Annotated in this window: 15 protein-coding genes and 1 pseudogene; 11 read left to right on the top strand and 5 right to left on the bottom strand. The window is 75.0% G+C overall.

The features are described from left to right. Positions 1-10 precede the first annotated feature (10 nt). Positions 11-406, bottom strand: a complete 396-nt coding sequence (locus QQK22_RS00080; protein ID WP_284248438.1) for a response regulator — start codon at positions 404-406, stop codon at positions 11-13. Positions 407-562: 156 nt separating this feature from the next. Between QQK22_RS00080 and QQK22_RS00075 the strand changes: the two genes are divergently transcribed. The 9 genes from QQK22_RS00075 to QQK22_RS00035 all read left to right on the top strand — a co-directional run bounded on the left by QQK22_RS00075 (position 563) and on the right by QQK22_RS00035 (position 9,071). Further along, positions 563-2,290, top strand: a complete 1,728-nt coding sequence (locus tag QQK22_RS00075; protein WP_284248436.1) for a histidine kinase dimerization/phospho-acceptor domain-containing protein — start codon at positions 563-565, stop codon at positions 2,288-2,290. After that, entirely contained in the window at positions 2,263-2,682 is a 420-nt protein-coding gene (locus QQK22_RS00070) for a sensor histidine kinase (RefSeq protein WP_284248434.1), read from the top strand. The genes QQK22_RS00075 and QQK22_RS00070 overlap by 28 nt, the downstream gene beginning before the upstream one ends. Positions 2,683-2,755: 73 nt before the next feature. Beyond that, positions 2,756-3,229 (top strand): pyruvoyl-dependent arginine decarboxylase, encoded by a 474-nt coding sequence (locus QQK22_RS00065; protein WP_284248431.1) that lies wholly within the window; start codon positions 2,756-2,758, stop codon positions 3,227-3,229. Beyond that, entirely contained in the window at positions 3,226-3,780 is a 555-nt protein-coding gene (locus tag QQK22_RS00060; protein WP_284248429.1) for a hypothetical protein, read from the top strand. Before QQK22_RS00065 ends, QQK22_RS00060 begins: the two co-directional genes overlap by 4 nt. A gap of 109 nt (positions 3,781-3,889) precedes the next feature. Next, positions 3,890-4,591 carry an ABC transporter ATP-binding protein gene (locus tag QQK22_RS00055; RefSeq protein WP_284248427.1) on the top strand — a complete coding sequence of 234 codons (702 nt, stop codon included), beginning with the start codon at positions 3,890-3,892 and terminating at the stop codon, positions 4,589-4,591. Continuing rightward, complete coding sequence (locus tag QQK22_RS00050; protein WP_284248425.1) at positions 4,588-5,514, top strand: hypothetical protein; 927 nt, start codon at positions 4,588-4,590, stop codon at positions 5,512-5,514. The genes QQK22_RS00055 and QQK22_RS00050 overlap by 4 nt, the downstream gene beginning before the upstream one ends. A gap of 110 nt (positions 5,515-5,624) precedes the next feature. Then, a complete protein-coding gene (locus tag QQK22_RS00045; RefSeq protein ID WP_284248423.1) occupies positions 5,625-5,933 on the top strand; it encodes a hypothetical protein in 309 nt (102 codons plus the stop codon). 602 nt (positions 5,934-6,535) lie between these two features. After that, positions 6,536-7,633, top strand: coding sequence for a hypothetical protein (locus tag QQK22_RS00040; protein WP_284248422.1), 1,098 nt, complete (start codon positions 6,536-6,538; stop codon positions 7,631-7,633). A gap of 46 nt (positions 7,634-7,679) precedes the next feature. Next, the gene (locus QQK22_RS00035) at positions 7,680-9,071 is read left to right on the top strand and encodes an MFS transporter (RefSeq protein WP_284248420.1); all 1,392 of its coding nucleotides are present in this window, start codon (positions 7,680-7,682) and stop codon (positions 9,069-9,071) included. 12 nt (positions 9,072-9,083) lie between these two features. Here the strand turns inward: QQK22_RS00035 and QQK22_RS00030 are convergent, their stop codons facing one another. Both QQK22_RS00030 and QQK22_RS00025 read right to left on the bottom strand, forming a co-directional pair. Beyond that, positions 9,084-9,482, bottom strand: coding sequence for a DUF418 domain-containing protein (locus tag QQK22_RS00030; RefSeq protein WP_284248418.1), 399 nt, complete (start codon positions 9,480-9,482; stop codon positions 9,084-9,086). Then, positions 9,452-10,417, bottom strand: coding sequence for a DUF418 domain-containing protein (locus tag QQK22_RS00025; protein ID WP_284248415.1), 966 nt, complete (start codon positions 10,415-10,417; stop codon positions 9,452-9,454). The genes QQK22_RS00030 and QQK22_RS00025 overlap by 31 nt, the downstream gene beginning before the upstream one ends. 97 nt (positions 10,418-10,514) lie before the next feature. Between QQK22_RS00025 and QQK22_RS00020 the strand changes: the two genes are divergently transcribed. Together QQK22_RS00020 and QQK22_RS00015 are read left to right on the top strand one after the other, a co-directional pair. Beyond that, the gene (locus QQK22_RS00020; protein WP_284248413.1) at positions 10,515-10,985 is read left to right on the top strand and encodes a magnetosome magnetite crystal formation protein family; all 471 of its coding nucleotides are present in this window, start codon (positions 10,515-10,517) and stop codon (positions 10,983-10,985) included. A gap of 85 nt (positions 10,986-11,070) precedes the next feature. After that, a complete protein-coding gene (locus QQK22_RS00015; protein ID WP_284248411.1) occupies positions 11,071-12,099 on the top strand; it encodes a resuscitation-promoting factor in 1,029 nt (342 codons plus the stop codon). Positions 12,100-12,111: 12 nt separating this feature from the next. On the opposite strand, the gene QQK22_RS00010 is transcribed toward QQK22_RS00015, so the two are convergent. Together QQK22_RS00010 and QQK22_RS00005 are read right to left on the bottom strand one after the other, a co-directional pair. Beyond that, positions 12,112-12,708, bottom strand: coding sequence for a phosphotransferase (locus QQK22_RS00010; protein WP_284248409.1), 597 nt, complete (start codon positions 12,706-12,708; stop codon positions 12,112-12,114). Positions 12,709-12,782: 74 nt separating this feature from the next. Further along, positions 12,783-13,286: pseudogene (locus QQK22_RS00005) on the bottom strand (hypothetical protein); the annotation flags it as partial.

Raw genomic sequence — 13,286 nt, 5'->3', positions numbered from 1 at the left:
TAGTGCAGCCTCAGCGGTCGGCACCCCGCGCGTCGAGGAGCTCCGCGACGCGGGCCGCCAGGGTCATCGGGTCGAACGGCTTGGCGATGACGCCCAGGATGTCGAGCCCCTGCCACTCGGGCTCCTCGCCCGTCGCGGCCTTCGCCGTCATGAGCACGACGGGGACCTCCGCCGCACCCGGCACCTCGCGCAGCCGCGCGAGCGTCGTGATCCCGTCCATCCCGGGCATCATCACGTCGAGGAGGACGACGTCGGGGCGCGCGTCGCGGACGGCGTCGATCGCCGCCGGGCCGTCGCCCGCCGTCGTGACGCGCCACCCACCCACGAGCTCGAGCGCGAGCGTGGCGACCTCGCGGATGGAGTCGTCGTCGTCCACGACCATGACGTGACCGCGGGTGTCGGTCATGTCGTCCTCCGTCACGGAGAATCGGGCGAGGGGCCGGCCCGTACCGGTCGGACCCGGGGTGGCCCGACGAGGGCAACGGTAGTGGGCACGCCACGGCGGCGCATCAACGACGTCGGTCACCGCTGCTGGAGCGCACCGAACATTAGGCTCGTGCTCGTGATCACCACACGCGGACTCAGGGAACCGCAGACGATCGCGACGATCGTCACCGTCGCATGGACGCTGGGCCTCCTCGCCGTCACGCTGTCGGGCCTCGACCGCGAGACCCGCTCCGCGATCTCCCAGGTGGCGATCATCGTCACCGCTCTCGTGTCCACCGTGCTGTGCTGCCTGCGCGCGAGGCGCAGCTCCGGGCGTCGCGCGCGCGCGTGGCTCCTGCTCGGAGCCGCGGGTTTCACAGGGCTGACCGGGAACGTGCTGGCGGCGTTCACGGGTGCGGAGAACGTCTCGGAGCTGGCCCTCCTGCTGGCGCTGGTCATCGGCGTGGCCGCCCTGCGGTCGTTCCCCGACCGGGAGCTGAAGCGACCGCAGGTGCTGCGCATGCTGCTCGACGGCGTGGTGGTCGGCGGGTCGGTGCTCTTCGTCTCGGCCCTGGTCATCTTCCCCGCACTGACCACCAGCAACGGCGGCTGGGACCTGACGCGGGTCATCACGATCGCCCTGCCCGTGATGGACGCCGTCCTGGCGACGTTCGCCGTGCTGCTCATCATGCGCAGCACCGGGACGGACCGCGTACCGCTCGCGCTCGTGGGTCTGAGCTTCACGATGTACGCCGTCGCCGACCTCACCTACGCCGTCGTCGACTCCTCCGTCGGCTTCCAGTTCGGCACGGTCGCGGACCTGGGGTGGGTGGTCGGGTACGCGCTCGGTGGCATCGCGGCGTGCCACCCCGCGGGAGCCGGTCCGGCGCAGGACGCCCCCGCCACCGACGGCACCGAGCGGGAGGGTTCGGCGGTGGCGGGCACCGTCGTCACGTTCTGCCTGTTCATCGCTGCCGCTGTCGTGCAGATCCAGGAGAGCCTCGGGGCGATCTCCGGGCTCGCCGTCGCGCTCTGGTTCATCGTGATCGGCGCGGTCGCGCTCCGCCAGATCTCCCTCGTCGTCACGAACGAGCGCCTGCGACGGCGGCTCGAGATCCGCGTGCAGGAGCGCACCCAGGAGCTCGCCGACCTCACGCGCACGACGCAGCTCACGCTGACCTCCGTCGGCGAGGGCATCTACGGCGTCGATCCCGACGGCATCGTGACCTTCGTGAACCCGGCGGGCGCCCGCACCCTGGGGATGCGCTCCGAGTCGCTCGTCGGGCGGCACGCCCACGACGAGCTGCACGCCGCCCGCGAGGACGGCACACCCTTCCCGTACTCGGGCTGCTACATCCACGAGGCCGTCACCCAGGGCGTGACGATCAACTCCGAGGAGGACTTCTACCGCCGGGCGGACGGGGCGCTGGTTCCCGTCGAGGTCACGGCCAGCCCCGTGATCGACGACGGTCACGTCACCGGGGCCGTGGTCGTCTTCCGCGACGTCACGCAGCGCCGCGAGATCGATCGCATGAAGAGCGAGTTTCTCTCGGTCATCAGCCACGAGCTGCGGACCCCGCTGACCTCGATCAAGGGGGCGATCGGCCTGGTGGCCGGCGGCGCCACGGGCGAGGTCGCCCCGGAGTCCGCACGACTGCTCGGCATCGCGGGCGGCAGCGTGGACCGGTTGACGCGCCTCATCAACGACATCCTCGAGGTCGAGCGTCTGGGGTCCGGTGCCGACCCCTCGAGCTGGTCGACGTCCCCCTCGAGCAGGTCGTCCGGGCCGCGGTCGACCAGACCGAGGCGCTCGCGACCCAGTCCGGGATCGCACTCGTGGTCGGTGACGTCCCCGGCACCGTGAACGCCGACGTCGACCGGATCGTGCAGACGCTCGTGAACCTGCTCGGGAACGCCGTCAAGTTCACGGGCACCGGTGGGCGCGTGGACGTGTCCGCGAGACCCGCGGGGATGTTCTTCGAGGTCGCCGTCCGGGACACGGGGCGCGGCATCCCCGCCGACCGGCTCGAGTCGATCTTCGGGCGCTTCGAGCAGGTCGACTCCTCCGATGCGCGCGAGAAGGGTGGAACCGGACTCGGTCTCGCGATATCGCGCGGCATCGTCTCGCGGCACGGCGGGAGGATCTGGGCCGAGTCGGAACCGGGGGTGGGCTCCACGTTCCTCTTCACGCTCCGCAGCGCCGACGCGGGTGCGGACACCGCCGACAAGCCCCCGTCGTCGACCCGCGTGGGATGACGGCCCACCTCCCGGCGGGCCCTACGATCGCAGGGTGCCGAACGAAGATTTGACGACACCTTCACCTTTCCCTGTGATCCGTGTGAGCGCCGGTGCAGGGTCGGGTCGGACGCCGCTGTCGGCCTTCGACGCCGCGCTGCGCGAGGCGGGTGTCGCTGACTTCAACCTGGTGCGGCTCAGCTCGGTCATCCCCCCGAACTCGCTCGTGGAGACCGTCGCGGGGACCGACCAGATCGTCGGGGACCACGGCGACCTCCTCTTCTGCGTGTACGCGGAGGCCCACGCCGAGCTGCCCTCCCACGAGGCCTGGGCCGGTGTGGCCTGGGCACTGGCGGACGACGGTTCGGGCGGGGGCCTCTTCGTCGAGCACGAGGGCCCCTCGCGCGAGCAGGTGGAGCGCGACCTGCAGTCCAGCCTCGACGACCTGATCGTCGGGCGCGGGGGCGGCTACCACCCGGCGGGCACGCTGATGACCAGCGCCGTCTGCGAGACCGAGCCGGTCTGCGCCCTGGTGGTGGCCACCTACCGTGCGCAGGGCTGGTCGTGACGGGCCGCACCGCCGTCAGCACCGTCCGACACCTCGGGCCCGACGACGTCGAGGCGTGGTGGCCCGTGTACGAGGCAGCGTTCGCGCCGATGGCGACGCGGGCGGCGGCTCGCCACCTCCTCACCCGGGACGAGTTCGCCGAGGAGATGGGCGACGACCGCATCCTCAAGCTCCTCGCGCGGGACGAGGGGCGCGCCGTCGCCATGACCACGATCGCCACGGACGTCTCGGCCGTCCCGTGGATCAGCCCGGACTACTACCGTGCCAAGCATCCCGAGGCGCTCGCGAGGAACGCTCTCTGGTACGTCGGGTACACCCTCGCGCACCCGTCGGAACGTCGGACGACCGCGTTCGTCGACATGCTCGACGCACTCATCGACATGCTCGCGGACGGACGCGTCACGGTCGGGTACGACGTGTCCCGGTTCAACGACCTCTCGCACCACTTCGCCGACCACCTGTTCCGGCGGGCGCGGCGCGTGAGCGACCTCACCGCCGACGAGGTCGACGTGCAGACCTACTACACCGCCACGTTCTCCCGCCGTCGCTGAGGGTCCGACCCCGGGAGGAGGGGCCCGCCCGTCCGCGGGCGCACGCCGTCGCGCGGGACGCCGACCGTGGCCCGACGCGGCGGGGCCCCCGGGCGCGCAGGCTCGAGGCATGACCACTCCACGCACGCTCGAGGCGCGCGCCCTGCACCGGACCTACGGCACGCGCGAGTCCACCACCACCGCCCTCGCGGGCGTCGACCTGACGCTCGCGGCCGGGTCGTCGCTCGCCGTCACCGGCCCCTCCGGATCCGGCAAGACCACGCTGCTCCACCTGCTGGCCGGCGTCCTCGCGCCGACGTCGGGCGAGGTCGTCTGGGACGGCCGCCCGCTCAGCACGATGCGCGACCGCGAGCGCACGGCGCTGCGCCGCACCGCGTTCGGCTTCGTCTTCCAGCAGGGACAGCTGCTCCCGGAGCTCCCCGCGCAGGAGAACGTGGCGCTCCCGCTGCTGCTCGCGGGCCGCAGCCGCTCCGAGGCGGTCGGTCGCGCCCGCCAGTGGCTCACGCACCTCGGGCTGGCGGGGATGGAGGCGCGCCGCCCGGGTGAGCTGTCCGGCGGCCAGGCGCAGCGCGTCGCGATCGCGCGGGCGCTGGTGGGGGCTCCCGGCGTGATCTTCGCCGACGAGCCGACCGGCGCGCTCGACCGCGGCACCGGCTGGGAGGTCATGCGGGCGCTCACGACGGCGGCGCGCGCCCAGGGTGCGGCGCTCGTCGTCGTGACCCACGACCCCGAGGTGGCGCGGTGGTGCAGCCGCACGGTGGAGATGCGCGACGGCCGCATCGTGCGCGAGCTCGCTCAGGTGGCGTCGTGACCACGCTGCGGCTCTGGCTCCTCCTGCGCCGGCGGACGGCGTCGGGCCCGCGCGACCCCGCGCGCCTGACCAGCGCGCTCGCCGTCGTCGCGTTCGGCGTGACGACGGCGGTCGCGCTCGTCGTCGTCGGCGGCCTGACCGCGTTCGTGCAGCGGCAGCTGACCGGCACGGGCGGGGACGAGAGCGGTGCCTACGTCGTGCTCGCCGCGTTCGCCACCCTGCTGCTGCTCGTGCCGCTGTCGACCCTCGGCGGCGCCGCGGCACGACTGGCGGTCGCGCGGCGCGACGCCCGCCTGGCCACCCTGCGCCTCGTCGGTGCGAGCACCGGGCGGGTCGCCACGCTGACGGTGCTGGACGCGGCCGTCCAGGCGCTGACCGGTGCGCTGGCGGGGGTCGCGGGCTACCTCGCGCTGCTGCCGCTCGTCGCCCGCCTGCGGTTCCAGGGCCGCGCGTTCGAGGTGGGCGAGCTGTGGGTGGGGGTGCCCGGGCTGGCCGCGGCGATCGTCGCCGTCGTCCTCGTCGCACTCGCCTCGGCGACCTCGAGCCTCGGGCGCGTCGCGATCTCGCCGCTCGGGGTGGCCGCGCGCACCACCCCGCCGGGGATGCGCGCCGCCCGGCTGATCGCCCTCGTCCTCGCCGCCGTCGGTGCGGCATCGGTGAGCTCGGCGCTGGCGGGGGCGCCGGCCGCCGTCGGGATCGCCGTCACGATGCTCCTCGTGGCCGGCGGCATGGCGACGCTGAACCTCGTGGGTCCGTTCGTGCTCGGCCTCGTCGGGCGGGTGACGGCGGCGCGCGCCCGCAGCGCCGCGACGCTCCTGGCGGGGCGGCGGATCGCGGACGACCCCGGACCGCGTGGCGCAGCGTCGGCGGCGTCGCGCTCGCGACGTTCATCGCGGGGATCACGGCCGTCGCGGCGCTGCTGACGCCCACCGACGGGGGCGATCCGGCGGCGGACGCGCTGGCGCACGACGTCGGGACCGGCGGCCTCCTCACGCTCGCGATCGCGGGCCTGCTCGCCGCCGTCTCGACCGGGGTGCTGCAGGCCGGGCGGGTCATCGACCAGCGGCGCACGTACCGCGACCTCGCGCTCGTGGGGACCGACGCCCGCACGCTCGACGCCGCGCGGTTCCGCGAGACGCTCGTGCCGCTGCTGGTCGCGACCGGGACGGCCGCCGGGTCGATGCTGCTGATCCTCGGGCCGCTGGTGGGGGTGGGGACGTTCGCGGACCCGACCGTGCTCGTGCGGTACGTCCTGAGCGTGGCGGCGGCCGCCGGGCTGGTGCTGCTGGGGGCCGCGGCGAGCACGCCGGTGGCGCGGGCGGTGGTGGCGGGGGCGCGCTGAGCACCGGCGCGGCGCACCGTCGGGACACCGGCGGACCCGGGGACCGGACAGCTCACCCGTCCCGGGTTGGCGACCGATAGCCTCGGACCACACCTCGACCAGGGACCAGACATGAGCAACGACGGCCGCACGCCGCACCCCCGAACGACGACGCGCAGCACGACCCCGCGTCCGGCGCGACCCCGGCACCCGGGACCGATGGCGGATCGCAGGGTCCCGGCACCGCCTACGACGGGTGGGGTGCGCCCGCGGGATCGTCGGGCGCGACACCACCCGCGGCTCCGGCGGGGTCGTGGGGTGCCCCGGCCGACCAGGGTGGCTGGTCGCAGGGCTCCGCACCGCAGCACGGTCAGCCCTCCGGCCAGGCCCGGCCCGGCGGTGAGCAGTGGGGCCAGGCGCAGGGCGGTCAGCAGTACGGCGGTCAGCAGCACGGGGGCCAGCAGTACGGCCAGTCGCAGCCCGGTCAGTACGGATCCCAGCCGCAGGCGGGTCAGTACGGCGGTCAGCCGACCTACGACCAGCAGCCCGCCACCCAGCAGTACGGCCAGCCCGCCTACGGCGCTGCGCAGCCGGGCGGGGACCCGGCCCAGCCGTACCGGACCTTGCCCTTCGGCGGACCCGGCGGCCCCGGTGGCCCGAACGGCCCCGGCGGGTCCGGCGGCTCCCGGAAGCTCCCGCTCGCGGCGATCATCGGCATCGTCGTCGGGGTCGTGGCGCTGATCGTCGTGGTCTCTCTGCTCCTCGTGCTCGGCGGAGGCTCGGACGACGACGACGCCGAGCCGACCTCGACCGGCACGGGCACGGAGGCCGAGGCCGCGGGTGACGTCCCCGAGGAGATCGTCCAGACCTTCCTCGACGCCATCGCCGCGGGCGACGCCCAGACGGCCCTCGATCTCGTCGACTCCTCCACCGGCCTCGACGAGACCCTGCTGACCGACGAGGTGCTCGCCGCGTCGGCCGCGATCGCGCCGATCACCGACATCGTCGTGACCCCGCCGACGGACGACAACCCCTACGGCGTGGAGGTGGAGGTCGCCTACCAGCTCGGCGACACCCCCGTCAGCACGACCGTGCGACTCACGGGCGACGGCGACGGCGCCTACACCCTCACCTCGGCGGGCGGGTCGGTGTACGTGCCCGGCAGCGTCTCCGGCGTCGACGTCACCGTGAACGGCGTGCCCGTGACCGCGGGCGAGGACTACGACGCCTTCATCGGCACCTACGAGATCGCCACGACCTCGACCGTCTTCGGCATCACCGGCGAGACGCAGGCCGCGATCACCGAGCGGTTCGAGTCCGCATCCTTCAGCGGTCTCACCGTGGACCTGACCGAGGAGTCCGTCGCGGCCTTCCACGAGTCGGTGCGCGCCGCCGTCGACGAGTGCCTCGCCTCGACCACGCTCGAGGCCGGGTGCGGCCTGGCGGTCCCGGCCACCCTCAGCGACGGCACCCAGCTCACCGACGGCACCCTGACCCGCACGCTCTCGGGCGACGCCGAGCTGCGGATCGGCGACCTCGACCCCACGGCCGGCTACGACAACCCGAACTTCGTGCGCGGCCGCTCGATCGGCGGGGTCTCGACGACCGCCGAGTGCACGAAGGACGGCCAGGTCGGGACGTGCGACGTCCTGTTCGGCCCGAGCCTCGGCGCCCCGACCGTCGACTTCTCCACGGAACCGAGGACCGTCGTCTGGAACTGACGCACCCGAGCACCCCCGCCGCGCCCCCGGCGGGGGTGGGGGCACGATGACGTCGCTGGTCCGCCGGATCGACGACGCCGCGCGGCGCAACCCGTGGGCCGTCTGGCTCGCTGGCTGCTCGGTGTACTTCCTCGCCCTCCTGCACCGCTCCTCGCTCGGGGTGGCCGGACCGGCCGCCGTCGAGCGCCTGGACATCTCCGCGGCGCAGCTCGGCACGTTCGTCACCGTCCAGCTCGGCATCTACGCCGCGATGCAGGTGCCGGCCGGCCTGCTCATCGACCGCCTCGGCCCGCGCCGCGTGCTGCTCGTCGCCGCTCTGGTGATGGCGAGCGGTCAGGTCGCGTTCGCCTTCGCCGACTCCTACGGCCTCGCGCTCGGGGCGAGGGCGCTGCTCGGCCTCGGGGACTCCGCCGTCTACCTCTCGTGCCTGCGGCTGGTCGCGGAGTGGTTCCCGCAGCGGCGCTACGCCGTCCTGACGATGTGGACCGGCCTGTTCGGGATGGCCGGCAACCTCGTGGCGACCGTGCCCCTGACCTGGGCCCTGGGCGAGCTCGGCTGGGTGCGGACGTTCCTCCTCACCGGCCTGACCTCGCTCGCCGCGACGGTGCTGCTGCTGCGCCCGGCCGTCACCGCGCCGTTCCGCAGCGCGGAGGCGCACCGCGCCGAGGTGGCCGACGACGTCGCGCACCACCGGCCGCGCCGCTTCGCCGGCGTGGTCGACGACGTGCGCTCCGCGTGGCGCGGCACCGAGCTCGGCCGCGGCACCCAGGTGGGGTTCTGGACGCACCAGGCGACGATGGCGGGCGGGACCGTCCTCGCGATGGTGTGGGGCTTCCCGTACCTCACCGACGCGCTCGGCTACACCCCCGACGCCGCCGCCGGCACCCTGTCGCTGTTCATCGTCGCCACCCTCGCCTTCAGCTTCCTCATCGGACCGCTCGCCGGGCGGCGCCGCGGCTGGCGCATGCCCATCGCGATCGTCACGTCGAGCGCGGGCATCGCGGCCCTGCTGACGCTGGTGGCCTGGCCGGGCGGGCCGCCGCGGTGGGCGGTGACCCTCGCGTTCCTCGTCCTGGCGGCCGGCGGTCCCGCCTCGCAGGTCGGTTTCCACCTGGCACGCGACTACAACCCGCGCCGCCGGATCTCGACGGCGACCGGCCTCGTCAACATCGGCGGGTTCTCCGCGGCGATGGTGGGCGCGGTCGTCGTCGGGCTGATCCTGGACGTGCTGGCGCCGGACGGCTCGCCGTCGCCGACGGACTACCGCTGGGCGCTGAGCGCGATCGTGGTCATCTCGACCTTCTCGACGTGCGCGATGGTGCTCTCGCTGCTGCGCCTGCGGCGGCTCGCCCTCGGGCGGATCGCCGCGGGCGAGGAGGTGGCGCTGCCCGTCGTCGCCCACTGGTGGGACGTGCGCGAGCGCCGCTCCCGGGGGTGACGACGGCGCGCGTCAGGCGGTAGCGCCCACCCGGGCGCGGGGGTAGGACAGGCGACGCAGCAGCACCTCCGCCGGACCGCGCCGACCGGCGCGCTCGAGCGCGCACGCGCCGACGAGGATGACGAGCCAGACGGCGACGGCGATCGCCGCCGCACCCGCCGACCCGAGGTGCGCGCCGAGCCCCAGACCCCACGCGCTGAGCAGCGGCGCGACGAGCACGGACTGCGCGAGGTAGCAGCTCAGGGATCGCTTGCCGACGGCCTGCAGCGCCCACACGACCCGCCCGGGCGCGCGACCCCTCCGTTGGATGCGCACGGTGAGCAGGCCGAACAGGGCGACGTACCCGAGCCCCGCGCACATGCCCGTGACCGTCTGCAGCATCACGAAGCCCAGGTCCGCCGTCTCGGGCACACCCCACAGGTCGAGGTGCTGCGCGGCGGTGGCGGCGCCCCCGTCCAGCCGATCGCGAGCCCGACCACGGCCGTGCGGCGCAGCAGCGGCAGGTGCCGCTCGGGCTCCTCGAGCACGCGGTGGCGCGCCGCCAGGATGCCGACCAGGATCACGACCGGGATGACGCCGGACAGGAACACCTGCGAGGGCACGGCGACCACCCACATGAGGGAGCGGTCGACGATCGAGGCGAGGTAGCCGGGTTCGGCGACCCCGGTCTCGATGGGGTCCTCGACGGATCCACCGGCCGCGAAGAGGTCGGTGTCGGCGAGGGCGATCGAGACGGCGAGCGTCAGCGCCGACACCACCGTCAGCAGGCCGGCGATCACGATCGCCCAGATGCGGAGCACGGCGCTCGCGCGGTCGATGAACAGGGCCACGAGGATGACGCCGGCCAGCCCGTAGGCACCCAGCACGTCGCCGGACCACAGCAGCACGGCGTGCACCGCCCCGAACGCCACGAGCCACCAGTTCCGGCGTCGTAGGAGTCGGCGGGCGGCGCGGTGCTCGGTGCCGGCCGCCGCCTGGCGCGTGTAGAGCTGCCAGATGCCGTAGCCGAACAGCGCGGCGAACATCGGGTAGGAGCGCGCGTCGACGGCCACCAGCATCACGGTCTGGACCACGCGGTCGATCACGGAACCGTCGACCGGGTGCTCCGAGATGTCGCGCTTCGTGGCCGCGTACAGGTACCAGGGGATGTTCGCCAGCACGATCAGCAGCAGCATCGTGCCGCGGGCGAGGTCGGGTGCCAGGCTCCGGCCCGTCATGGCGGTCGGGCCTGCGGCCCCGGTCGGGGGTGCGGCGGCCGGGGCGGCGACCGGCGGGGCGACCGGCGGCGTCGCCATCGGTGGCATCCGCGGCATCGGGGGCGTCTGCGGTGGCTGCGCGCTCGTCATTGCCACCACCCTAGGGAGGTTCGACCGCGCGTGGGGCCCGGGGACCGCCCAGCGACCTGACACCGCACCGCCCCGCGCGGCCTGGCAGGCTGTGGCCGTGACGCCCCACGACCCCGACCGTCCCGCCGAGCCGTTCGCCTCGCCGTACGGCCCGCCGCCCTCGTGGCAGCCGCCGCCCGCGCCGCCGAGCGGCGCCCCGTGGGCGCTCGGCGTCCTCGCGCTCGTGCCGATCCCGTTCCTCGCGCAGGTGGGTTCCGGGATCGTGATGGCCGGGGTCGGCCGGAGCCGGCGCCGCTACGGCGGCGTCGACGCGGTCAACGGCCGGCACGCCGCCAACTGGGGACTGACCTACGCGCTCCTGACCGTGCTGCTCGTGGCGGGGCACTTCGTGCTGCTGTTCCTCGCCACGCGCGAGGGACCCGTCGACGGCTTCTTCCCGCTCGGCATCCTCATGACGCTGTGGCTGCTGATCAGCCTGGCGCACGTCGTCGTCTGCATCGTCGGTGGCGTCCGCGCCGGGGCCGGCCGGGAGTTCCGCGTCCCCGCGCTGCCGTTCTTCCGGGACTGACGTCGCCCCCGAGGAGCGAACGACGGCGTGCGTGGCCGTCCTCACGCGCCCTCGCCCCGGGCCCGCGGCCTCGGCTACCGTTCGGGTGACCCCTCCCGAGACGGACGCCACCATGCCCTCGCCCTCCCCCACGCCTGACGCCGTGACACCGCTGCCGGCCGCACCGGACGTGCCCCGCCGTCGTCCCGTGCTGCGCGCGGTCGCGGGCGCGGGCGTGCTGGCCGTCCTCGTGGGCGGGACCGGCGCCGTCGTCGTGAGCGAGCTGGGCCGCACCCCGGCCGTGGCGGCAGCCGACACGGCCACCCACGTCGCGAGCGCCGACGTCCCCCTCGTGAACCTCGACCTCGCCGCCACCGACCTCGTGCACGTCACCCCGGCCTCGCGCAGCCAGGCCCGTGCGGCGCTGAGCGACGCGCCCGGGGTGAGCCTCGCCGTCGTGGTGGACGGCGGGACGCGCGAGATCACGACGGCGGCCCCCACCCTCGCCGACGCCCTCGCCGAGGCGGGGGTCGAGCTCGGGTGGGACGACACCGTCTCCGCCGACCTCGCGGCGGCACCCGAGGCGGGTGCCGTGGTCACCGTCGAGCGCGGCACCACGCGCTACGAGACGCGGGACGAGGCGGTCCCGCACGCCGTCGAGCAGCGCGAGACCGACGAGCTGCCGCTCGGCGAGACCCGGGTGGTCACCGAGGGTGTCGACGGCGTCGCCCGCACCACGAGCGAGGTCACGCTCGCGGGCGAGACCGAGGTCGCGCGGGCCACGCTGCTGTCCACGCAGGTCACCGCGCCCGTGACGGAGGTCGTGGAGGTCGGGACGAACGAGCTGCCGACCTCGGTGAAGCTGTACACGCTGCGCCAGTTCATGAGCGCCGGCGTCGTGAACTGGGGCGGCTACCGGTTCACGTACTACTCGCAAGCGGTGCTGCCGGGCGGGGGCCTGAGCATCCCCGGCCGGCACGTGAACGCGGACGGCTACGTGGCCGACGCCGACGGCTACATCGTGCTGGCGAACGACTCCCCTCGCGGCTCGGTCATCGACACGCCCTTCGGCCACCAGGGCAAGGTCTACGACCGGGGCACGAACGGCAACCACTACGACGTCTACACGCAGTAGGGGCGCCGCCGGCTACGCGCTCGCGAGCGCCGCGCGCAGCAGACCCACCGCCGTCGTGCGCCACCGCGGCCGCATCGCGTAGACGCCCGCGAGCCGCAGACGGGCCGCCACGAGGTGCGCCGGCACCCGTGCGAGCGTGCCGGGAGCCGGAGCCGCGGCGCCGAGCAGCGCCTCCTCCGCGCGGGCCCGACGACGCGGGGTCAGCAGTCCCTGGCGCTCGCGCAGGTCGAGGTGCGCGAGCAGGTTCGCGAGGTCGAGCGCGCTCTCGCCGCGCGCAAGGGTGTCGAGGTCGAGGAGGCCGAGCCCGCCGTCGGGGGCGACGAGCACCTGCGCCTCGTGCAGGTCGCGGTGCAGCACGCCACGCGGGCCGGGCGGGTCCGTCAGGAGCGGCGCGAGCGCGTCGCGGACGACGTCGTCGCCGACGGCGGGCAGCAGCCCCCAGGCACGCACCGGGTCGAGCCAGGCGAGGGTCGTGGCGTGCTCGGCTGCGGCGTCGTGGCCGGGAAGCTCGAGGAGCGCAGGGGTGCCGGGGTGCGGCGCCGGGCCGGTGCCGTCGGTGCCCTCGGCCTCGCCGCCCACGGTCCCGTGCGCCGCCAGCGTCGCAAGCACGCGCCCGACGCCGGACCACGCCGCCGCGAGCGCCTCCTCGTCGGCGGTCTCGTCCCGACCGAGTGCCAGCAGGGTCAGACCGGGCAGCGGCGCGGTGGCGAGCGCGTCGTCGGTCGACCACAGCAGTCGCGGGTGCGCGCGGCGCCGTCGAGGAGGCCGGCGAGCGCGTGGTGCCGTCGCGCGGCGTCGGCGGCGCGACCGCGCCGCGTCACCTTGACGAACGGTGCGTCGGGACCGCTGCCGCGCAGCACGGCGCGGCGGCCTGGCCGGTGCACCACGACCTTCTCGCCGAGCGCCAGCCGGTCCGCGAGGGCAGGCAGGCGCGCGTCGACGCCGCGAGGGTGGACGGTGACACGGGCGGCGCCGTCGTCGAGCTGCACCTCGGCGCCCCGGCGCGAGCCGTCGGCGGCCGCGAGCTCGAGCAGGGCTCGACCCGGGCCGCGCGGCCAGCCGCGCAGCACCTCGTGCGCGACGCCGTCGACGACGACGTGGTCGGGGGGCACGCCGCACGTGGACGACGACGACGGCGACGACGACGGCGACGGTGGCAGCGGCGCCGGCCGCGCGGCGTGCGCGCG

The sequence above is a fragment of the Litorihabitans aurantiacus genome (genome assembly GCF_030161595.1).
Taxonomy (GTDB): Bacteria; Actinomycetota; Actinomycetes; order Actinomycetales; family Beutenbergiaceae; genus Litorihabitans; species Litorihabitans aurantiacus.
Note: the sequence above shows the minus strand (reverse complement) of the source record. Positions and strands in the feature narration are given on the sequence as shown.

Bases quoted from the DNA above. Each gene is read 5' to 3' on its own strand.
- QQK22_RS00080 (WP_284248438.1), bottom strand. From the start codon at position 406: ATGACCGACACCCGCGGTCACGTCATGGTCGTGGACGACGACGACTCC.
- QQK22_RS00055 (WP_284248427.1), top strand. From the start codon at position 3,890: ATGACCACTCCACGCACGCTCGAGGCGCGCGCCCTGCACCGGACCTAC.
- QQK22_RS00035 (WP_284248420.1), top strand. From the start codon at position 7,680: ATGACGTCGCTGGTCCGCCGGATCGACGACGCCGCGCGGCGCAACCCG.
- QQK22_RS00025 (WP_284248415.1), bottom strand. From the start codon at position 10,417: ATGACGAGCGCGCAGCCACCGCAGACGCCCCCGATGCCGCGGATGCCA.